Genomic DNA, 20119 nt, shown 5'->3' with positions numbered 1-20119 from the left:
GACCACAAAGATCCCCGCCCCCTGGACTTCTCCCCCGCGAATGCGGCGGGGAACGGTCCGGGAGGCGGGGATTTTTCGTGGCGCGTACGACGCCGGAACTAGCCTTGCGCTGCAGCGGCCGCTTTCGCAGCGGCCGGCAGGGCATCGAAGATCCGGTTCATGGCTGCATCGTCGTGCGCTGCGGACAGGAACCAGGCTTCGAAGACGGACGGCGGCAGGTAGACGCCGGAGTCCAGCATGGAGTGGAAGAACGGCGCGTAGCGGAAGGTCTCCTGTGCCTGGGCGTCGCCGTAGTTGTGGACGCCGCGGGCCGAGGTGCCGAACGCCACGGAGAACAGGTTGCCGGCGAACTGGATGGAGTGGTCCACGCCGGCCGCGTCCAGTGCGGAGGACAGTGCTGAAGACAGTTCCAGGGACCGGGAGTCGATGGCCTCATACACGTCCCGTGTGGCGTGGGTCAGTGTGGCAACGCCGGCGGCCATCGCCACCGGGTTTCCGGAGAGCGTGCCGGCCTGGTAGACCGGGCCGATGGGTGCGAGGTAGTCCATCACGTCGGCACGCCCGCCGAGGGCCGCCGTCGGCATTCCCCCTCCGATCACCTTGCCAAAGGTGAGGAGGTCCGGGGTCCAGGGGTCGGCCGCGTCCGGGGCTCCGCCGGTCAGGCCCCAATAGCCGGAGTATCCGGTGCGGAACCCGGTGAGAACTTCGTCGACGATCAGCAGCGCACCGTGTGCGCGGGTAATCCGGGCCAGGCCGGCGTTGAAGCCTTCGGCGGGGGTGACCACGCCCATGTTGGCGGGCGCGGCTTCGGTGATCACGGCGGCGATGTCCGTGCCGTGGGCGGCGAAGGCAGCTTCCACCGCGGCAAGGTCGTTATACGGCAGCACGAGCGTCTCCGCGGCGGTCGCTGCGGTGACGCCTGCCGAACCCGGCAGCGCCAGTGTTGCCACGCCGGATCCGGCCGAGGCCAGCAGTCCGTCCAGGTGGCCGTGATAGCAGCCGGCGAACTTGATGATGAGGTTCCGGCCGGTGAAGCCGCGGGCCAGGCGCACTGCTGTCATGGTGGCTTCGGTACCGGTGGAAACCATGCGCAGGCGTTCCACGGCCGAGACCCGCTCCTGGACGATCGCGGCCAGGTTGGCTTCGTCCGGCGTGGAGGCACCGAAGGACAGTCCGCGGTCGACGGCGGCGTGGACGGCTTCGAGGACGGCGGGGTGGGCGTGGCCCAGCAGTGCCGGACCCCACGAGCAGACCAGGTCCACGTATTCGTTGCCGTCCGCATCGGTCAGGTAGGCGCCCTTGGCCGAAACCATGAACCGCGGGGTCCCGCCCACGGACCCGAAGGCCCGTACCGGGGAGTTGACGCCGCCGGGCATGAGCTGCCGCGCCCGGTCAAAAAGTGCCTCGTTACGAGTGGTGGTGGAAGTCATGGTCCCTATTCTCTCAGTTGGCCCGGCCGTCACTGGCCGAGCAGTTCAGCCACGCGGGGGGCCACGGCGGTTCCCATGAGCTCGATGGATCGCATCATGGCGAAGTGCGGAAGCGGGCCGCTGCTGTACTTAAGGTCGAACCGGTCCACGCCCAGGTTCTTCTTCAGCATGGCGATCTTGCGGGCCACCGTGTCCGGCGAGCCCACGTACAGCGCACCCTCGGGTGAGCAAAGCGCGTCGAATTCGGGGCGCCCGGCGGGACCCCAGCCACGCTCGGCACCCAGCCGGTTGCGCAGCTTGAGCCAGTGCGGGAAGAACTCCTCGCGGGCCTGCTGGTCCGTGTCCGCCACATGCCCCGGCGAGTGCGTGGCCACCTGCTGCGGGGCATGCCCGTATTTTTCCATGGCATCCCGGTAGAGGCCGGCCAGCGGACCGAACGCGGCCGGCTGCCCGCCGATAATGGCGAAGATGATGGGATAGCCGTACTGGGCGCAGCGCAACACGGACTCCGGCGTGCCGCCCACACCGATCCAGGCCGGCAGCAGGTGGTGTTCCAGGGGCGGGTACACGCTCAATCCGTGCAGGGCCGGCCGGGTGCGGCCCTCCCAGTGCACGGGCTTCTGCGCACGGACCTTGTCAAACAGTTCCAGCTTCTCCTCGAACAGGACCTCGTAATCCGCCAGGTCCAGGCCGAAGAGGGGGAACGATTCCACAAACGACCCGCGCCCCAGCATCACTTCGGCGCGCCCGTTGGAAATTGCGTCCACGGTCGAGAACCGTTGGAAGACCCGGATGGGATCGTCCGAGCTGAGCACGGTGACGGCTGAGCCCAGCCGGATCTGCTGCGTCCGGGCCGCCGCTGCCGCCAGGAACACTTCCGGAGCGGAGATGGCGTAGTCCTTGCGGTGGTGCTCCCCCACGCCGAAGGCGTGAAGTCCGACGGCGTCCGCCAGTTCCGCCTGTTCCAGCACCTGCCGCAGGACGTCAGCATGGTGTTGCGGGCTGCCGTCGGGGTTCTCGCCGACGTCCCCGAAAGTGTTCAGGCCCAGGAGGATCCGGTCCTGGCCCACGGGCGCCGTAGGCCCGGCAGCCCGCGCGGCACTCACCGGGATTCCTGCAGCCAGCCGGCCAGCTCCGCTGCCCAGTAGGTGAGGACCATGCCGGCGCCGGCGCGGCGGATGCCCAGCACCGATTCGGTGATCGCCGCACGCCGGTCGATCCAGCCGTTGGCCGCAGCGGCCTCGATCATCGCGTACTCGCCGGAGATCTGGTAGGCCGCCACCGGCACCGGGCTCCCGGCGGCGACGTCGGCCACGATGTCCAGGTAGCTCATGGCCGGTTTCACCATCACAATGTCCGCGCCTTCAGCGAGGTCGAGTTCCACCTCGCGCAGCGCTTCGGTGCGGTTGCCGGCGTCCATCTGGTAGGTGCGCCGGTCGCCGGTGAGCTGCGAATCCACGGCCTCCCGGAAGGGCCCGTAGAACGCGGACGCGTATTTGGCGGCATAGGCGATGACGGACGTGTTGACGTGTCCGGCCGCATCGAGGGCGGTGCGGATGGCGGCGATCTGGCCGTCCATCATGCCGGACGGGCCCAGCATGTGCGCGCCTGCTTCTGCCTGGGCCACGGCCATCTGCGCGTAGATCTCCACGGTGCGGTCGTTGTCGACATAGCCGCTGGCATCCAGCACGCCGCAATGCCCGTGGTCGGTGAATTCATCGAGGCAGACGTCGCTCATGATCACCAGGTCATCGCCCACCTCGGCCCGGACGTCCCGGATTGCCTTGTTCAGCACGCCGTCCGGGTCCAGGGAAGCGGAACCTTCGGCGTCGCGGGTTTCCGGAATTCCGAAGAGCATGATGCCGCCCACGCCCAGTTCCACGGCCTCCGCTGCGGCCCGTTTGAGGGTGTCTGTGGTGTGCTGCACCACGCCCGGCATGGAGCCGATGGGGTGGGGTTCGGTGAGCCCTTCACGGATGAACACCGGCAGGATCAGCTCGGCAGGCGCCAGCCGGGTTTCGGCGGTAAGGCGTCTCATGGCCGGGGTGGTGCGCAGGCGGCGGGGGCGTTGGTTGGGAAAGCTCATGGTGCTGTCCTTCGCGTCGTGGGATTGGTGGCTGGTGGCGGGCAGCGGTATCAGGGCGGGTTGAGGGCACGGGTTACCGCGGCAACCAGCCCCGCCGGGGTGGGCTCAGCCGCCACTTCGGCAACCCGAAGGTCGAGTGCGGCCGCCTGTTCCGCCGTCGACCGCCCGATGACCACCAGCCGGCAGGCTCCGTCCGGCAGCAGCTCCGCGAGGCGCCGCACGGCGCTGGGTGAGGCTGCAAGGGCTGCGTCTACACGGCCCGCGGCAAGTTCAGTGCGCGCACCTTCCGGAGTGAGCAGGACGTACGACGGCGGCCCCTCCCCGCCTGCCCTGGCTTCCGGACCGACGGCGAGCCTGCGTTCGGCGGCCGCCGGGTACTCAACCGTGTGGTAGGCGGTCACAGCCGTGACACTGCTGCCGGCCGCCGACAGACCCTCGGCCAGGAGCGGCGCTGCGATGTCCGCCTGCGGCAGGAGCACAGTGCCGCCCCCGGGCCATACTTCCAGGAGGCCTGCGGCGGACTGCCCGCCGGCCGGTACCAGGTGTGCCTGCAGGCCTTCGGCCTCAAGCTCGCGGCGGGTGGCGGGGCCTACCGCGGCGATCCGCGTGCCCGCCGGCACCAGCTGGCGCAGCGCCAGTCCGCGCTCCCGCGCCTTGCCCGCGAGGGCATGGACCGTGGTGGCGCTGGAGATTACCAGCCAGCCGTAGGCTCCGGCACTGAGGGCGTCGCAGGCAACGTCCAGCGCGTGCTGGTCGGCTGCGCGTTCGAAGTCGATCAGGGGAAGCAGCAGGGGTGTGGCGCCGGCCGCTGCCAGGGCGGCGGCGACCGGCGCGGCGCGCTCCGGGCTCCGGGTAATCAGCACCCGGGCACCATTCAGCGCGGCGCCGGGTGCGGATCCACCGGGAGGCTGCTCCATCCGCGTCAGGAAGCCTGGAGGTCGGCGATGTCAGCGGCGCCGGCAGCCAGCAGCGCCTCGGCCAGTTCGATGCCCAGGAGAGTGGCGCCCACTTCGGTGAGCCCGTCCGTTGCCCGCTTATCCCGGACCGTGGCCGTACCGTCCACCGCGCACACCACGGCTTCAAGGTGGAACATGCTTCCCTTGCGGTAAGCATAGGCGCCCACCGGCGCGGCGCAGCCTGCTTCCAGGCGGGCCAGCAGTGCGCGCTCGGCTGTCACGGCGAGCCGGGTGTCGGGGTCATCCAGTGCAGCCAGGGCCTGGGCCAGGACTGCCTGGGACCCTTCGGTGGAACCGGCCTTGCGCGGGGCATCGGCCGTCCGGCATTCGATGGCCAGGGAGCCCTGGCCCGCGGCGGGCAGCATGACGTCCGTGTCCAGGAACTCGCTGACGGCGTCGAGGCGGCCAATGCGTTCCAGGCCGGCGGCGGCAAGCACCACGGCGTCCAGGTCGCAGGACTTCCCCGGAACAACCTGGTCAGTGGTGTTGCCCGGAATTCCGGGCACGCGCCCCAGCCGGGTATCCACATTTCCGCGGATATCGACGATGGCCAGGTCCGGACGGGCGGCCCGGAGCTGGGCGGCGCGGCGGGGTGAGCCGGTGCCCACGGTTGCTCCTGCGGGCAGGTCGGCTAGCTTGAAGCTGTCGCGGGCGCAGAGCACGTCCCGGACGTCCACGCGCCGTGGCGTCGCGGCCAGGCTCAGGCCCACTGCCGCACCGGTGGGCAGGTCCTTCAGGGAATGCACGGCGACATCGCACTCATCCCGAAGCAGGGCGTCGCGGAGAGCGGCTACGAAAACCCCGGTGCCGCCCATCTGGGAGAGCGGGCCGGTGAGGACGTCGCCGTCGGTCCGGACGTGGACGAGCTCCACGGGGAAGCCGCCCACCGCTGCGAGCTGGTCCGCGGTCTGCTTCGTCTGGGTGAGCGCCAGCTTGCTGGCGCGGGTGCCGATGCGGACTGTCACTGCTGCGTGGCTCCCGCCTCGGCTCCGGACTCCGCCGGGTAGGGGTCGTGCCCCGTTCCCACGGTGGTGTCCGCACCCGCGATGGTGGGCTTTTCGCCGCGGAAGTTCGCGCAGCAGCCCGGGCGGCAGACGTCGTACCAGGGTCCCAGGTCCGTCATCGCGGGACGGTCGCTGATGGTGTGGTCCACGGTCCGCTCGGCGATCAGGTCCACAATGCCCTTGACGAATTTGCGGTGCGTTCCGGGGGTGGGGACACGGGTGGCGGCGAGGCGGAGGTTGGCGCAGGTTTCCATGGCTTCGGTGTCCAGGTCCCAGACAACTTCCATGTGGTCGCTGACGAAGCCGAGCGGGACGATGACGACGCCCTTGACGCCCTGGCCGGCCAGCTCCTCGATGGCGTCGTTGATGTCCGGCTCCAACCATGGCACGTGCGGGGCACCGGAGCGGGACTGGTACACCAGCGACCACGGAGCAGTCAGGCCGGATTCCTCCTCCACCCGGGCCATGACGGCCGCAGCGGTGGCCAGGTGCTGGGCCACGTAGGCGGAGCCCTCCTCGAATTCACGGGGCTCGCCGTCGGACTTGCCTGCAGCTTCTGCATCGCGGGTGGGGATGGAGTGCGTGGCGAACAGGACCTGCATCGGGGCGTCAGGGGCGCCCATCCCGGCCAGCTTGGCGCGGACCTCGGCCAGGCCAGCGGCCGTGCCTTCAATGAAGGGCTCCACGAAGCCGGGGTGGTCGAAGTACTGCCGCACCTTGTCCACCTCGAGGCGGCCGTCCAGGCCGGTCTCCGTCAGGGCCATCCCAATGTCCTCGCGGTACTGGCGGCAGCTGGAGTAACAGGAGTAGGCGCTCGTGGTGACCATGAGCAGCCGGCGGTGGCCGGCGTCGTACGCGTCCTGGAGGGTCTGCGGGATATAGGGGTCCCAGTTGCGGTTGCCCCACAGCACCGGCAGGTCGATGCCGCGGGCGGCGAGCTCGGCCTCCATGGCTGCCTTGAGTTCGCGGTTCTGCTGGTTGATGGGGCTGATGCCGCCATTGGCACGGTAGTGGTGCGAAACTTCCTCGAGCCGCTCGTCCGGGATGCCGCGGCCACGGGTCACGTTGCGGAGGAACGGAATGACGTCCTCCTGGCCTTCCGGTCCGCCGAAGGAGGCCAGCAGCACCGCGTCGTACTGCTTCGGTGCCATCCGGCCTGCTTCCGTGACCGGATTAACGGGGGTCATGCCAGGACCTCGGCAATCTCCGTGGCGGAGATGCGGCGGCCGGTGTAGAACGGAATTTCCTCGCGGACGTGGTTGCGGGCCTCGGTGGCCCGCAGGTGGCGCATCAGGTCCACGAGGTCCACCAGCTCTGGAGCTTCGAGGCCCAGGATCCATTCCCAGTCACCGAGGGCGAAGGAGGACACGGTGTTGGAGATGACCTGCGGGAACTCGCGGCCAAGGAGGCCGTGTTCGCGGAGCATCGCACCCCGCTCTTCCTCGGGCAGGATGTACCACTCGTAGGAACGGACGAACGGGTAGACGCACAGCCACTCGGCCGGGGAAACGCCGCGGGAGAAGGCCGGGGTGTGGTTCTTGGCGAATTCCGCCTCGCGGTGCACGCCCATGGCGGACCAGACGATGTCGGTGCCTGCGAAAAGGGTGCTGCGGCGGATGTCGCGGATGGCCTGCTGCAGGGCCTCCGGTCTGGACCCGTGGAGCCACACCATGACGTCCGCGTCGGCGCGCATGGCCGAAACGTCGTAACTGCCGCGGTGCGTCACGCCGCCCTCGGCCAGCCGTTCCAGCAGTGCTTCGAAGTCGGAGGCCGCCTGACCGCTGCGGGCAACCGTTTCGGAGCGCTTGAAGACCGTCCAGAGGGTGAAGAACTGCTCGGCTGATTCTTCGGTTTTAGTGACAGATTCGGCAGAAGTGTGGCTCATGGTTACCAGTTTGCCCCTTAAATGCGCCAAGCCGAAACCCAGAACTTCTACAAGGCGTAGAAGTGATGGAAATCACTTCTGGGCGCTGCCTCCGGCGGGCGTTCGCGCCTCATCGGGTCGTGGCGCCCCAGCGTCCGCGGGTGGGGCCCGGTCAGGCGCCGCGAAGCCGTGCGTACAGCACGGCGGCAGCGGCGGCGACCCCGAGCAGGCCCAGGCCAAACCCTGCGAGGACCATGCTGTGGACCCGATCGGCCGGATCATCCCGGCCGCTCTCCGGGGTAATCCCGCCGGCGTGCACTTCAGCGTCCCCCGTCCGGCGTGCGGGCGCTGCTTCAGAGCTGGCGGGACGCCCGACGGCGGCGGCGGACGTGGCGGCCGAAACTGGCTGGCCCGGGGCCGGACCGGCGGAGCCGTCGGCGGTCCCGGTACCAGGCACCGTGGCGGGCGCCGTGGGAGCCGGGACAGATGCCGTCGGGGCGGGGCTCTCCGTCGCGGGCGAAGGTTCCGGGGGCAGAACGACGCCGAGGGGCGGCTGGATGAGTCGGCCCGGCGGGGTGGCGGGAACGGTGGGGACGGGGATCAGGGTGCCCTGGGCAGCCGGCGCTCCGCCGGCAAGGACCAGTACCGCGCCAATGGCCGCGGCTGCGGCGCCGCGCCCCATTCCCCCATGGATACCGGTCCGGGACTGTGCGAGTTCGGACCTGTGTTGAACCATAGTCATCGACCCTAGCCAGTTGCGCTCACGGTTGGCTATTCGGCACCGCGGGCACCGGGAATCAGGCGGTGAGCCGGCGGATCTGATCCCTGGTGTCCGCCACCACCGCGGCCAGGCCGTTTCCGGCAACCCAGCCGCCGACCAGCGCCAGGCCTCCCACGGCGGCACACGCCCCGCGGATGGCGGCCACCCTGGCGCGGTGTCCCACGGCTGCGAACGGAAGGGACCCGTGCCAGCGGGCCACGTCCCAGTCCACTATGTCCGCACGCGAAAGCGGCACGCCCAGCAGGTTCGCCGCGTCCCGGAGGGCGGCTTCGAGGAGTTCCTCCTCCGTAGCCGGACCATCGCCCTGCAGGCCCAGCCCGTCCACCCGGCCGTAGGAGAGCCGGACCACGTGCCGGCCAGGGCCCGCGGCCGCGGCAAGCCAGTCCCATTTGCCGGTGGCGTGCGTCAGCGCCTTCGCTTCGATACCCGGGGTCTGAGGGGCCACCAGGACCCCGGTGCCGCGCGGGCGGGCGTCGAGCTGGGGTTTATCAAGCACCAGCGTGACCAGCCTGACATCCGGCCCGGACAGCGGGGCGCTGCCCGAAATCCCCGGTACCGCGTGCTCAAGCAGCCCGACGGCGGCGGGGCCTTCCACTGCGACCGCCAGCAGGCCGGCGTCGTACGTTTCTTCCCCCGAGGTGACGCGCCACCCGTCCGCGGTCCGCGTCACAGCGGTGGCAGGTGTCCCCGCCAGGAGCTGCACGCCGCGGTTGCGGAGGTCGGCCACGAGCGCGGAGACCAGGGTATGCATGCCACCTTCGAGGCCGGCGACGGCGGACCCTGCCTTGGCGGGTGACGGCCGGTCCGGCCCGGCAGCGCCTGCCGCACCCCGGCGCTGGGCGGATACCGCGCCGGCCAGGGAACCGTGCTTCCGCAGCCCCGCACGCAGCCCGGGTGCGACCATGTCGACGTCCAGTATGCCGGGGTCGGCCGAGTGGACGCCGCCCACCACCGGAGACACCAGGCGTTCGAGCACGCGGGAGCCCATGCGGATCCGTACCAGGTCCGAGACACTGGTGACCTCCGCAGCCCCGCCGATTGAAGCGGGCAGGAACCGGTCCAGGCTGGCGCGCAGGGAGCCCGCCAGGCCCAGAGAGCGCCGGACCTCCGGGTCCCACGGATTGGCCGGAATGCCCAGAACGCCGGTCCGCGGCAATTCACGCGGCCCTTCGGGCAACTGCACCCAGGCGCCGCCGGGGCGCGGGGCCACGATCCTCCTGGCCAGGTCCAGTTCGGTAATCAGGCCCGACACCGCGTCCGTCCGGGTGGCGAAGGACTCGGCACCGCTGTCGAGAGTGAGGCCGGCGAGTATGTGGCTGCCCACGCAGCCGCCCCACCGGTCCGAGGCTTCCAGGACCGTAACGGCATGCCCGGCGGCGGAAAATTCCCGCGCGGACAGCAGCCCGGAGATCCCTCCACCCACCACGAGTGCGGTGGCAGGCACAGCCTGGGGCACGGCCGGGGTGCTGTCCATCGCTGTTACTCGGGTGAGATGGAGTGGATGAGGCTGACCACCCGGGTGAGGACGTCCGGGTCGGTTTCCGGCGGGACACCGTGCCCCAGGTTCAGGACGTGGCCGGGCGCGGCGGAACCGGCAGCGATGACCTCGCGGACGTGGGCTTCGAGGACCTCCCACGGAGCGGAGAGGAGCGCCGGGTCGATGTTGCCCTGTAACGGACTGGAGCCGCCCAAGCGACGGTTGGCCTCATCCAGCGGGAGCCGGTAGTCCACTCCCACCACGTCGACACCCACGTCCCGCATGGCCACCAGTAGCTCGGATGTGCCGGTGCCGAAGTGGATCAGCGGAGCGCCGAGATGGCGGACGTGGTCCAGAGCGCGGCGCGAGGCGGGGGCAACGAAACGCGTGTAGTCGGCCAGGCCGAGGGAACCGGCCCAGGAGTCGAAGAGCTGACCTGCCGAGGCACCGGCCTCGAGCTGCGCCTGCAGGAACATTCCGGAGGCGTCAGCGGCCCAGTTGGCCAGGGCTGTCCAGGTCTCCGGGTCGGCGTGCATCATGGTGCGCGGGCCCAGGTGGTCGCGGGAAGGCTTGCCCTCGACCATGTAGGCGGCCAGGGTGAACGGGGCGCCGGCAAAGCCGATCAGCGGGGTCTTGCCCAGCTGGGCCACGGTGAGGCGGACGGCTTCGCGGATGGGTTCCAGGGCTTCCCAGGTCAGCTGCGGCAGGGCAGCGACGTCTGCAGCCGTCCGCACCGGCTTGTCCAGCACCGGGCCAACGCCCGGGACGATGTCCACGCCCACGCCGGCCAGTTTCAGCGGAATGACGATATCCGAGAAGAAGATCCCGGCGTCCACGTCATGGCGGCGGACCGGCTGGAGGGTGATCTCAGACGCGAGTTCTGGCCGCAGGCACGAGTCCAGCATGGCGATGCCTTCACGGACCTTGAGGTACTCCGGCAGCGAACGGCCGGCCTGGCGCATGAACCAGACGGGGCGCCGGGACGGCTTCCCGCCACGGTAGGCCGTGATGAGCGGGGAGTCCCCGGTACGGCCATCCACTAGCGGATGATCTGCGGCGAGCTTGCCGGCAGCGGACGTGGCGGGGCTGGAAGTCATGCTTTTGATTGTGCCGAAAATCGGGCCCAAAAGATAACGACAGACTGTCATCTGCGCACGCCCGGCGGGACCCGTGGCAGGAATCACAGCCGCAGCTGCCTGCCGGACGAGCGGGGAGTTGTTCTACGGGGCCGCGAAAAAGCTATGATTGGTCTGCTGTGGTTCTTTTTTCTCTGGTGGCTACACACGCCGACATCGACCTTGAGACTGTTGCTCACCTGAGCAACGGTTCCTCCGGGATTGCCACATCCGCACTGACCGGATCGCCGGCAGTGACGGGTGCCGTTGTCCTCGCCACCTGCAACCGCTACGAAATCTACGGCGAAGCCCCAAACCCTGACGACGTCGAGGCCGCCCGAGCTGCGCTCGTGGCCCAGATCAGCGAGGCCAGCGGATTGAGTGAGTCCATCGTCTCGCGTTCCTTCAGCACCCGGGTTGGCCCCGAGGTGACCCAGCACCTGTTTGCCGTGAGCGCGGGACTGGACTCCGCCGTCGTCGGTGAACGCGAAATCGCCGGGCAGGTCCGCCGTGCCCTGATCACCGCCCAGCATGAGGGAACCGCCAGTTCCGGCCTGGTCCGGCTGTTCCAGGCCGCGTCCAAGACGGCCAAGGACGTCGGCGCCCAGACCGCGCTGGGATCCCGCGGCCTGTCCATTGTCTCCGTGGCGCTGGACCTGGCCACGGACCTGTCCGAGAACCCGGACTGGTCCTCCAAGAAGGTCGTCGTCTTCGGCACGGGCGCCTACGCCGGCGCCACGATGGCGCTGCTTCGCGAGCGCGGCTGCACCGACATCTCAGTCTTCTCCTCCTCCGGCCGTGCCGAGGGTTTCGTGGCCACCCGCGGGGGCACGGCCCTGGATGCGGACACGCTGCACCCGGCCGTTGCCGCCGCGGACGTCATGATCGGCTGCAGCGGATCGGACACCCGTGTCGAGGCCAGCGAGCTGGCACAGGTCCGGGCCGCCTCCCCGCAGCCCCTGATCGCCATCGACCTGGCACTCACCCACGACTTCGATCCCGCCGTCGGCGAGCTGGACGGCGTGGAACTGCTCACCCTTGAATCCGTCCGCCTCGCCGCGCCCCAGGAGCAGGCCGAATCCCTGGCCCAGGCCAGCGGCATTGTCACCGGAGCCGCCAGCGCCTTCGAGCAGGAGCGCGAAGCCCGCTCCATGGACTCCGCCATCGTTGCCCTCCGCCGGCACACCATGAACGTGCTGGATGCCGAAATGGAAAAGGTCCGCGCCCGGCACGGCTGCACCGCCGCCGCCGAGGAAGTGGAGTTCGCGCTCCGCCGCATGGTCAAGCAGCTGTTGCATGTGCCCACGGTCCGCGCCCGCGAGCTCGCCGCCAACGGCGAGCAGGACAACTACATCGCCGCCCTCGAAGCGCTTTACGGCATCACCGTGGAACAGCCCGCGGCACCGGCTGCCGCACCGGCCGAATGCCCGGTAGACCACCAGGGCCGCGAAACCGCCTGAACCCACACCTGCCTAGTAGACGGGCTTCTGCGGCTCCACCTCGCGCACCCAGGCCAGGATGCCGCCGTCGAGATGGCTCACCCGTTGGTACCCCGCTTTCCGTGCGGCCGCGAGGACGTTCCCGGACCTGGTGCCGCCCTTGCACAGGAAGACCACGTCCTTGTCCTGCGGAATTTCCGGCCACGCCTCCCCCGCCAGGATCCTGCCCTGCGGCAGGAGGACCGACCCGTCGATCCGGACGATGTCGTACTCGCCGGGCTCCCGGACGTCCACCAGTTCAAAATCCTTCAGGCCGGCCTTCCGTGACGCCAGCATGGTGGCCAGCTGGGTTGCGGTGACGGTGTGCTCGGTGTCCGTTTCCGGCTCCGGTGCAATGCCGCAGAACGCGTCGTAGTCGGTGAGTTCGGTGATGCGCGGTGCCGCGGGATCCTTTGCCACACGGATTTCGCGCCAGCTTCCGCCCAGCGCGTCAAAGAGCGCCACGCGCCCCAGCAGGGAACGTCCGACGCCGGTAATAAGCTTCACTGCCTCCGTCACCATCAGCGATCCCACAGCCGCGCACAGCATCCCGAAGACGCCGCCTTCTCCGCAGGACGGGACCGAACCTGCCGGCGGTGCCTCCGGGTAGAGGTCGCGGTAAGTGGGCCCGTGCTTTTCCCAGAAGACGCTGACCTGTCCGTCGAAGCGGAAGATGGAACCCCACACGTAGGGCTTGCCCAGGATGGCGGCGGCGTCGTTGACCAGGTAGCGGGTGGCAAAGTTATCGGCCCCGTCGAGGATCAGATCGTAGCCGGCGAACAGTTCCAGCGCGTTGGTTGCGTCGAGGCGGACGTTGTGCAGCCGGACATCAACAAGGGGGTTCAGGGCATGAATTGCGTCACGTGCGGACTCGATCTTGGGGCGGCCCACGTCCGCCATGCTGTGAATAACCTGGCGCTGGAGGTTGCTGAGGTCCACCATGTCGTCATCGACAATGCCGAGTGTTCCCACGCCGGCCGCGGCGAGGTACAGCAATGCGGGGGAGCCCAGTCCGCCTGCGCCGATTACCAGCACCTTGGCGTTCTTGAGCCTGCGCTGCCCCACCGCGCCTATTTCGGAAATAATGATGTGCCGCGAATACCGTTCCACTTCCGCCGGCGAAAGTTCGCCTGCCGGTTCCACCAAGGGCTCCAGGGAAACATTTGCAACATTTGCGGTCGAAGAAGAGGCCATACTTCAATGTAGGCCCCGGGATACCGCCGGGTCATATTACCCCGCAGTAAAGTGGAAGTACCCCGCAACGGAAAGAAGGACAACCGTGGTCCCAGAAGCACGTGCAGACCGCCCGTCCGCAGCCCCGGAATCACCTGCCCGGCCGGCAGGCCAGCGCTCGGCACGGCTGCCACGGGATGAGCGCCGTGCCCAGCTCCTGACGGCAGCCCAGGAGGTGTTCGTGGCCAACGGTTACCACGGCGCCGCCATGGACGAAATTGCTGAGACCGCAAGGGTCAGCAAGCCGGTTCTGTACCAGCATTTTCCGTCCAAGCGCGAGCTCTACCTCGCCCTTCTGGACAGCCACCTGACAGCCCTGACGGAACTGCTGCTTGGCGCCCTGAATTCCACCACGGATAACAAGGAACGCGTCCAGGCCGTCATGCGGGCCTACTTCCGGTTCATCGCCAGCGATGACCAGGCACACCGGCTGGTTTTTGAGTCAGACCTTATTAACGACGCGGATGTCAGTTCGCGGCTGGAGACCCTGAACCGCACATTCGCGGACGCCATCGCACGGGTGATCGCGGAAGACACCAAGCTGCCGCAGCTTGAAGCGCAGCTTTTGGGCCGCGGCCTGGCCGGAATGGCCCAGGTCAGCGCGCGGTATTGGCTGGAAACGGACGGAAACCTGGACCTCGATGTGGCCAGCGACCTGATCTACCGTTTAGCTTGGCGCGGAATCTCCCGTTTTCCCAAAGAGTCCTAGACTACAAATAAGACATCAACGGGTAGAGATACCTGAGCACTTTGACCGGCTGGGAGGCCCCTGTGGAAATTAAGATCGGCGTGCAGAACGTTGGCCGCGAAATCGTCCTCGAGTCCACGGAGGACGCGGACTCCGTGGCCAAGGTCGTCGGCGAAGCCATCAACACCGGCAGCGAGCTTCGCCTGAAGGACGACAAAGGACGCCTGATCATCGTTCCCGGCAACGCCCTTGGCTACGTGGAAATCGGTGCCGAGGAAGTCCGGCGCGTAGGTTTCGGCCAGTTCTAGGACCTAAGCCGCGGCGGCCGCCAGTCCGCCGCGGCTTACAGTCAAAGGAGATCCATGCTCTCGCTCACCATCGTCGTGCTCGCAGCCGTTGCCGCAGGGTTCCTTGTGTGGGCCAATGACAGGCGGCACGCCAAGTACGGCGCCGCCCTCCCGGCGGGCGTGGCCGTGGCCGCGGCGTCCGTGGCCTGGATAATCCTCATCGCCGCCGGGTTTGGCTACCTGCCCGGCCTGACCTGGCTGCCGTGGGTCCTGCCCGTGCTGCTCGGAACCTGCGCGACCCTGGCCGTCGTCATCTACTTGGGACGCACACGCGCCCGGCAGGACACGGAGCGCCTGACCGCAGCCCTCCGCCTTTAGAGCTAGAGAAACTCCGCCCTGCCCTCCATGGCGGAGGACGCGAGTGCATGCTCACGCCGCGGGATCCGCCCCGCAGCCCTGGCCATCCTGCCGGCAGCCACCGCGTGCTTGAAGGCCGCGCCCATCAGCGCAGGGTTCTGCGCCCTCGTCACCGCCGTCGCCAGCAACACAGCGTCGCAGCCCAGTTCCATGGCCAGCGCGGCGTCGGAAGCGGTCCCGATTCCCGCGTCCAGCACCACGGGAACCGAAGCGCGGGAGACGATCAGCTCAATGTTGTGCGGGTTCAGGATGCCCAGGCCTGTTCCGATCGGTGCTCCCAGCGGCATGACGGCCGTGGCGCCCAGGTTTTCGAGCCGGAGCGCCAGGACAGGATCGTCATTCGTGTAGGCAAAGACCTTGAAGCCACGGGCCACCAGCTGTTCCGTGGCGTCGACCAGCTCCACGGCATCCGGCAGGAGGGTCTGTTCGTCAGCGATGACTTCCAGCTTGACCCAATCCGTCTCCAGGGCTTCGCGGGCCAGCTCAGCGGTGAGGACGGCATCACGGGCTGTAAAGCAGCCCGCCGTGTTGGGCAGCACCCGGATGCAGTGGTCCACCAGCAGCTGGAACAGCGAGCCGGTCTCCGCAGGGGAATAACGGCGCATCGCAACTGTGGTCAACGCTGTACCGGAGGCGAGCAGCGCAGCGCCGAGCCCTTCCAGGCTGGGCGCTCCCCCGGTCCCCATGATCAGCCGCGAGTGCAGCGGGACTCCGTCGATCACCAAGGTGTCGGCAACGTCGGATTCTGCGCCGGCGGGTGCGTTCGTTATTTGGGTCATGATGTCAGCCTCCCTGCACTGCGGTGACAAGTTCAACGTCGTCGCCCTCGGCGAGCGCTGTGGCGGACCACTGGCTCCGCGGCACCACCTGCGCGTTCTGCGCCACCGCCACGCCAAGCTTCCGCCCGTCCGCGGCCTGGCCGTCTGCTGCCAGCGGCCGGCCGGTGATATGGCTGACCAGCGCAGCAATGGAGGCGCCGTCCGGCACGGCGCGGAGGCTTCCGTTCAGAATGATATTCATGCTCTCTCCTTGGTGTCGTGGCGTGATGCGGCTGCGGAAAACCGGGCAGGGTTGAACGCTGCCCAGCGGGGGTCTTGACTGCCATCCAGCAGGGCGCGGCAAATAGCCGCGGCGGCGGGTGCCAGCAGCACGCCGTGGCGGAAGAAGCCGGTGGCGACGATGACCCCCGGGACGTGTCCCGCTGCGCCGTCAGGCAGCGGGACCCGGCCCAGCAGTGGCGCATTATCGGGGGTTCCGGGGCGGGCCCGCGCTGTACATTCGAGTAATTCCAGTTCGGCGACGGCGGGTACCAGCGCCTGGGCGTCCCGGAGGAGCTGGTAGACCCCGCCGGCGGACACCGCACCGTCGGACGCAGCGTCCTGACCTGCACCGGATTCCAAGCGAGCCGTCCCGCCCAGGGCGTCCTCGCGCTGGGTGGCGCCGATCACCACGGTTCCGTCCTGCCGGGGCACCAGGTAGACGGGCACGCCATGGACCAGGCCCCGGACCGTGGCGGTCACCAGCGGGCGAAGGTGTTCCGGCACGGCGAGCCGCAGGATGTCGCCGTGCACGGGACGCAGCGGCAGGGCCAGTCCGGCTGGCAGTCCGCCGAGCGCTCCTGCGTAGAGGCCATTGGCCACCACGGTCTCCCCCGCGAAGACCTTTCCGCCGCCTTTCAGCAGGGCTCCGGCCACGCCGTCGTCCTTCCAAAGCAGTTCAGCGGCCCGGGCCGGGACCGCGTAACCGTCGACGGCGCCCGCCACCCGGGTGCCGGCCCCGCCGTCGCCTTCTGCGTGCCGGGAGAGCGCCAGCCGGAGGCAGGCCACCAGCTGCCGCGGATCCACCTGGTGGTCGGCAGGGGTGTCCAGGGCGCAGGCGATCGCCGGGCTCAGGAGCGGCTCCCGGCGGCGGGCCTCCCGGACCGTGAGGGGCTCCACGTCGAGGCCGTTGGCCTTTTGCACGGACCGAAGGTCCAACAGCGCCCGCCGGTCCGCAGCGTCCACGCCGACGGCGAGGGTCGGCGTCGTGAGGTATCCGGGCGCCGCGCCCGCGGCGGCGCTGAGGGCGGCTACGAAACCCGGCCACAGGGAGGAGGCTTCCAGCATCAGGTCCAGGAGGTTTTCCTCCTGGTAGTGAAGCTCACTGACGGGGGCGAGCATTCCGGCTGCCGCCCAGCTGGCGCCGGTTCCGGGGGCATCGTCCACCAGCACCACGGATCGGCCGGAGCGGCGGGCTTCCCAGGCGATGCTGTGGCCGATCACCCCGCCGCCGATGACGGCGACGTCGGCATGCACCACGCTTCCTGCGGCAGCGCCGGACCCAACGGTGGGGTTGCCCATATGGTTCCTTCCCTACGCCGGTATTAGCCGGATCAGGTCAAGCGGTCGGCTCTGACGCCCTCTCAGCCCGGCGCTTTTATGACAGCCGCCGCAGGCTCCCGCAGTACGAGGCCAGTTTAGAGGAACTAGGCTTGCTGCCATGAATGTGTCCCCCGCTGCCGCCTTGGCGTCCGCCCGCCTGTACCTCTGCACCGATGCCCGCCGCGGCCAGGGCGACTTTGCCCGGTTCGTCGACGCCGCATTCGCCGGAGGCGTGGACATCATCCAGCTCCGGGACAAAACCATCGAGGCCGTCGAGGAGCTGGAGCTGCTCGACGTGCTGCGCGAAGCTGCCGAACGGCACGGCCGGCTGTGGGCCGTCAACGACCGCGCCGATATCGCTTCCCTTTCCGGGGCGCCGGTGTTCCATATCGGCCAGAAGGACCTCCCCGTCAAGGCCGCGCGCAGCTTCCTGGACGGCGCGGCGATCGGGCAGTCCACGCACGCGCCGGAGCAGGTGGATGCAGCGGTGGCCGCTGCCTCGGGACCGGCTGGGCTGGACTACTTCTGCGTGGGTCCGCTGTGGGCGACGCCCACGAAACCCGGCCGGGCCGCCGTCGGCCTCGACCTGGTCAGGCACGCCGCGGCCGCCGCGCCGGCCGGCCTGCCCTGGTTTGCCATCGGCGGAATCGACCACGGCAACGTGGACAAGGTGGTCGCTGCAGGGGCCCGCCGGATCGTGGTGGTCCGCGCCATCACGGAGGCGCCGGACCCGGCCGCGGCTGCAGCCTCGCTGCTCGCGGCGCTGGACGCCGCGCGCTAGCCCCGCTGTTCCTCGTTCCGGTGGTTTCGGGCTAGGCTGATTTTCGTGTCGCATCATCGGTTGGCCCCCCATGTCCACGAGCACAAAAACGCGCTCGAGGAGGCCTTGAGCGCGCTGCGCACCGAGCTGGAACTGCCCGCCCGATTCCCAACGGAAGTCGTCGCGGACGCCGAAGCGGCCGTGGCCGCGCTGGACATGCCCGACTATGACCTGACCGGCGTCGGCTTCATCACCATCGACCCGGAATCCTCCACGGACTTGGACCAGGCCCTGTTCATTGAGCCTGCCGAGGGCGGCTACCGGGTGCTGTACGCCATCGCCGACGTTCCCGCTTTTGTCCGGCCGGGAGGGCCGCTGGATGCCGAAACACGGCGCCGGGGGCAAACTTTCTACGCCCCGGACGGCCGGATCCCGCTGCACCCGGAGGTCATCAGCGAAGGTGCCGGCAGCCTGCTGCCGGACCAGGACTGCCCGGCGTTCGTCTGGGACTTCCAGCTGGACAACGCCGCGGAAGTGACTGCCGTGACCGTGCGCCGGGCGCGCGTCCGCAGCCGTGACAAGCTCAGCTACAAGGGCGCCCAGAAGGAGCTCGACGCCGGCACGGCGCCGCCGGTCCTCCAGCTGCTCAAGGAGGTAGGGCTCAAGCGCGTGGCACTGGAGCGCGAGCGGGGCGGCGCCAGCCTGAACATGCCGGACCAGGAGATCGTCCAGCTCCCCGACGGCGGCTACCGGATTGCCGCCGCCCCGCAGCTTCCCGTGGAGGACTGGAACGCACAGATTTCCCTCATGACCGGGATGGCCGCCGCCCGCCTCATGCTGGACGGCAAGGTGGGTATCCTGCGCACCATGCCCGAGCCCGACAGCCGATCCCTGGACCACTTCCGGCTCCAGACAGAAGTTCTGGGAAAGCCCTGGAACGGAAAGATCAGCTACGGCGAATACCTCCGCACCCTGGACCCCACGGAGCCGCGCCAGCTTGCCATCCTGCACTCCGCCGGAATGCTGTTCCGCGGCGCCGCCTACACCGCCTTCGACGGCACTGTCCCCGGGGATGCGGTCCAGTCAGCCATCGGTGCGTCCTATGCCCACACCACGGCTCCACTGCGCCGGCTTGTGGACCGTTTCGTCCTGGTGATCTGCGAGTCGCTATGCAGCGGCGGCGGAGTCCCCGACTGGGCCCGTGCGGCCCTGCCGCTGCTGCCCGGGATTATGGCCGGTTCGGATCAACTGGCAAACCGCATGGAGCGCATGGCGCTGGACACCGTGGAAGCTGCGCTGCTGGTCAACCACGTGGGGCAGGAGTTCGACGCGATTGTCATTTCCGGCTCCCGGCCGTCCAAGGACAATGGCGGGCCGTCCAACGGCAAGAACGGCAACGGGAACGGCGCCTCCGGCATCATCCAGATCGCGGAGCCTGCGGTGACCGCCCGCTGTGCCGGCGAACTCGAATCGGGCACCAAGGTACGGGTGCGCCTGGTGTCCTCGGACATCGCCGCGCGCCAGGTTCATTTCGAACTCGTCAGTCAGCAGCCCACCACCAAGGAGTCATGATGAGCTACACCAACAGCGTCACCGTCCCGCTCGCCTGGGAAGAGTCCGTCCAGGCCACCAGGGATGCGCTGGCCAACCAGGGTTTTGGAATCCTGACGGAGATCAACGTCCGGTCCACCTTCGAGGCAAAACTCGGCCCGGATGCGGCGGAGGCTGTGGGCGACTACATCATTCTTGGTGCGTGCAATCCGTCACTGGCCAGCCGCGCCCTGGCGGCCGAGCCCGAAATGGGCGCGCTCCTGCCCTGCAACGTAGTGGTCCGACGCGGCAAGGAGGCGGACGCCACCACGGTAGAGGCAATCGACCCACAAACCATGGTGCAGCTCAGCGGTGCCCCTGCGGTCCGGGAGGTAGCGGACGACGCCGATGCGCGCCTGCGCGCGGCCCTCGCCGAGATCGCGGGCATTTACGGCTAGACTGGTGCCTGTAGAAATGGATGCCCGGTCGTTGATTTCCTTTTATTGAAACCAACAAGCCCGCCCCTACGCGATCTTGAGAAACACCCGCCGGTCCCCAGTGCCGGCATTAGATAGCCCGCGATCGGCTTCCACTGGAATTGCTTGTGCGCCTGAGCGTGCTCCGGCCCCGCCACCGGCGGAACCGTTGAGCAG

Annotated in this window: 21 protein-coding genes and 1 riboswitch; of the genes, 7 read left to right on the top strand and 14 right to left on the bottom strand. The window is 68.9% G+C overall.

The features are described 5' to 3' along the window. Positions 1-98 precede the first annotated feature (98 nt). The 10 genes from hemL to hemE all read right to left on the bottom strand — a co-directional run bounded on the left by hemL (position 99) and on the right by hemE (position 10695). Positions 99-1430: a glutamate-1-semialdehyde 2,1-aminomutase gene (gene hemL, locus ACIQC0_RS14700; protein WP_377214824.1), complete on the bottom strand. Its 1332-nt coding sequence runs from the start codon at positions 1428-1430 to the stop codon at positions 99-101. Between the two features lie 29 nt (positions 1431-1459). Next, positions 1460-2536 carry an LLM class flavin-dependent oxidoreductase gene (locus tag ACIQC0_RS14695; protein ID WP_377214823.1) on the bottom strand — a complete coding sequence of 359 codons (1077 nt, stop codon included), beginning with the start codon at positions 2534-2536 and terminating at the stop codon, positions 1460-1462. Continuing rightward, positions 2533-3516 (bottom strand): porphobilinogen synthase, encoded by a 984-nt coding sequence (gene hemB / locus ACIQC0_RS14690; RefSeq protein ID WP_377214822.1) that lies wholly within the window; start codon positions 3514-3516, stop codon positions 2533-2535. The genes ACIQC0_RS14695 and hemB overlap by 4 nt, the downstream gene beginning before the upstream one ends. Before the next feature lie 50 nt (positions 3517-3566). Continuing rightward, on the bottom strand, positions 3567-4433 hold the full coding sequence (locus tag ACIQC0_RS14685; protein ID WP_377214821.1) for a uroporphyrinogen-III synthase: 867 nt from the start codon (positions 4431-4433) through the stop codon (positions 3567-3569). Between the two features lie 5 nt (positions 4434-4438). Beyond that, the gene (gene hemC / locus ACIQC0_RS14680; RefSeq protein ID WP_377214820.1) at positions 4439-5437 is read right to left on the bottom strand and encodes a hydroxymethylbilane synthase; all 999 of its coding nucleotides are present in this window, start codon (positions 5435-5437) and stop codon (positions 4439-4441) included. Beyond that, complete coding sequence (locus tag ACIQC0_RS14675) at positions 5434-6663, bottom strand: ferrochelatase (protein WP_400536021.1); 1230 nt, start codon at positions 6661-6663, stop codon at positions 5434-5436. The genes hemC and ACIQC0_RS14675 overlap by 4 nt, the downstream gene beginning before the upstream one ends. Beyond that, positions 6660-7361, bottom strand: a complete 702-nt coding sequence (gene hemQ / locus ACIQC0_RS14670) for a hydrogen peroxide-dependent heme synthase (protein ID WP_400536018.1) — start codon at positions 7359-7361, stop codon at positions 6660-6662. The genes ACIQC0_RS14675 and hemQ overlap by 4 nt, the downstream gene beginning before the upstream one ends. A 151-nt stretch (positions 7362-7512) precedes the next feature. Then, positions 7513-8076 carry a hypothetical protein gene (locus ACIQC0_RS14665; protein ID WP_400536015.1) on the bottom strand — a complete coding sequence of 188 codons (564 nt, stop codon included), beginning with the start codon at positions 8074-8076 and terminating at the stop codon, positions 7513-7515. 61 nt (positions 8077-8137) lie between these two features. Beyond that, positions 8138-9595, bottom strand: coding sequence for a protoporphyrinogen oxidase (gene hemG / locus ACIQC0_RS14660; protein ID WP_400536012.1), 1458 nt, complete (start codon positions 9593-9595; stop codon positions 8138-8140). A 5-nt stretch (positions 9596-9600) separates the two neighbouring features. Beyond that, on the bottom strand, positions 9601-10695 hold the full coding sequence (gene hemE / locus ACIQC0_RS14655; RefSeq protein ID WP_377214815.1) for a uroporphyrinogen decarboxylase: 1095 nt from the start codon (positions 10693-10695) through the stop codon (positions 9601-9603). Positions 10696-10853: 158 nt separating this feature from the next. Here hemE and ACIQC0_RS14650 point away from each other — a divergent pair, with 158 nt between their 5' ends. Then, positions 10854-12173, top strand: coding sequence for a glutamyl-tRNA reductase (locus ACIQC0_RS14650; protein WP_377214814.1), 1320 nt, complete (start codon positions 10854-10856; stop codon positions 12171-12173). 12 nt (positions 12174-12185) lie between these two features. Here ACIQC0_RS14650 and moeB read toward each other — a convergent pair whose 3' ends face one another. Next, entirely contained in the window at positions 12186-13385 is a 1200-nt protein-coding gene (gene moeB / locus ACIQC0_RS14645) for a molybdopterin-synthase adenylyltransferase MoeB (protein WP_400536008.1), read from the bottom strand. 85 nt (positions 13386-13470) lie between these two features. On the opposite strand from moeB, the gene ACIQC0_RS14640 reads away from it, so the two are divergent. The 3 genes from ACIQC0_RS14640 to ACIQC0_RS14630 all read left to right on the top strand — a co-directional run bounded on the left by ACIQC0_RS14640 (position 13471) and on the right by ACIQC0_RS14630 (position 14777). Then, positions 13471-14133, top strand: coding sequence for a TetR/AcrR family transcriptional regulator (locus tag ACIQC0_RS14640; RefSeq protein ID WP_377214812.1), 663 nt, complete (start codon positions 13471-13473; stop codon positions 14131-14133). 62 nt (positions 14134-14195) lie between these two features. Then, a complete protein-coding gene (locus tag ACIQC0_RS14635) occupies positions 14196-14420 on the top strand; it encodes a DUF3107 domain-containing protein (protein ID WP_377214811.1) in 225 nt (74 codons plus the stop codon). A 54-nt stretch (positions 14421-14474) separates the two neighbouring features. Further along, positions 14475-14777 (top strand): hypothetical protein, encoded by a 303-nt coding sequence (locus ACIQC0_RS14630; protein WP_400536004.1) that lies wholly within the window; start codon positions 14475-14477, stop codon positions 14775-14777. A gap of 2 nt (positions 14778-14779) precedes the next feature. Here ACIQC0_RS14630 and ACIQC0_RS14625 read toward each other — a convergent pair whose 3' ends face one another. The 3 genes from ACIQC0_RS14625 to thiO all read right to left on the bottom strand — a co-directional run bounded on the left by ACIQC0_RS14625 (position 14780) and on the right by thiO (position 17155). Further along, positions 14780-15595 carry a thiazole synthase gene (locus ACIQC0_RS14625; protein WP_400536001.1) on the bottom strand — a complete coding sequence of 272 codons (816 nt, stop codon included), beginning with the start codon at positions 15593-15595 and terminating at the stop codon, positions 14780-14782. Positions 15596-15599: 4 nt separating this feature from the next. Next, the gene (gene thiS, locus ACIQC0_RS14620) at positions 15600-15836 is read right to left on the bottom strand and encodes a sulfur carrier protein ThiS (RefSeq protein WP_400535998.1); all 237 of its coding nucleotides are present in this window, start codon (positions 15834-15836) and stop codon (positions 15600-15602) included. After that, positions 15833-17155 carry a glycine oxidase ThiO gene (gene thiO, locus ACIQC0_RS14615; RefSeq protein ID WP_400535995.1) on the bottom strand — a complete coding sequence of 441 codons (1323 nt, stop codon included), beginning with the start codon at positions 17153-17155 and terminating at the stop codon, positions 15833-15835. The genes thiS and thiO overlap by 4 nt, the downstream gene beginning before the upstream one ends. Then, positions 17148-17267, bottom strand: a riboswitch (TPP riboswitch). It overlaps the preceding gene by 8 nt. Before the next feature lie 27 nt (positions 17268-17294). On the opposite strand from thiO, the gene thiE reads away from it, so the two are divergent. The 3 genes from thiE to ACIQC0_RS14600 are packed head-to-tail and all read left to right on the top strand — an operon-like array spanning position 17295 to position 19924. After that, positions 17295-17957, top strand: coding sequence for a thiamine phosphate synthase (thiE, locus tag ACIQC0_RS14610; protein WP_400535992.1), 663 nt, complete (start codon positions 17295-17297; stop codon positions 17955-17957). Positions 17958-18002: 45 nt separating this feature from the next. Beyond that, positions 18003-19508 carry an RNB domain-containing ribonuclease gene (locus ACIQC0_RS14605; RefSeq protein WP_400535989.1) on the top strand — a complete coding sequence of 502 codons (1506 nt, stop codon included), beginning with the start codon at positions 18003-18005 and terminating at the stop codon, positions 19506-19508. Next, on the top strand, positions 19508-19924 hold the full coding sequence (locus ACIQC0_RS14600; protein ID WP_400535986.1) for a DUF302 domain-containing protein: 417 nt from the start codon (positions 19508-19510) through the stop codon (positions 19922-19924). The genes ACIQC0_RS14605 and ACIQC0_RS14600 overlap by 1 nt, the downstream gene beginning before the upstream one ends. Positions 19925-20119: the final 195 nt, after the last annotated feature.

The organism is Pseudarthrobacter sp. NPDC092419 (genome assembly GCF_044755045.1).
Taxonomy (GTDB): domain Bacteria; phylum Actinomycetota; class Actinomycetes; order Actinomycetales; family Micrococcaceae; genus Arthrobacter.
The sequence above is the reverse complement of the archived record's forward strand: the minus strand, read 5'-3'. Positions and strand labels throughout refer to the sequence as shown.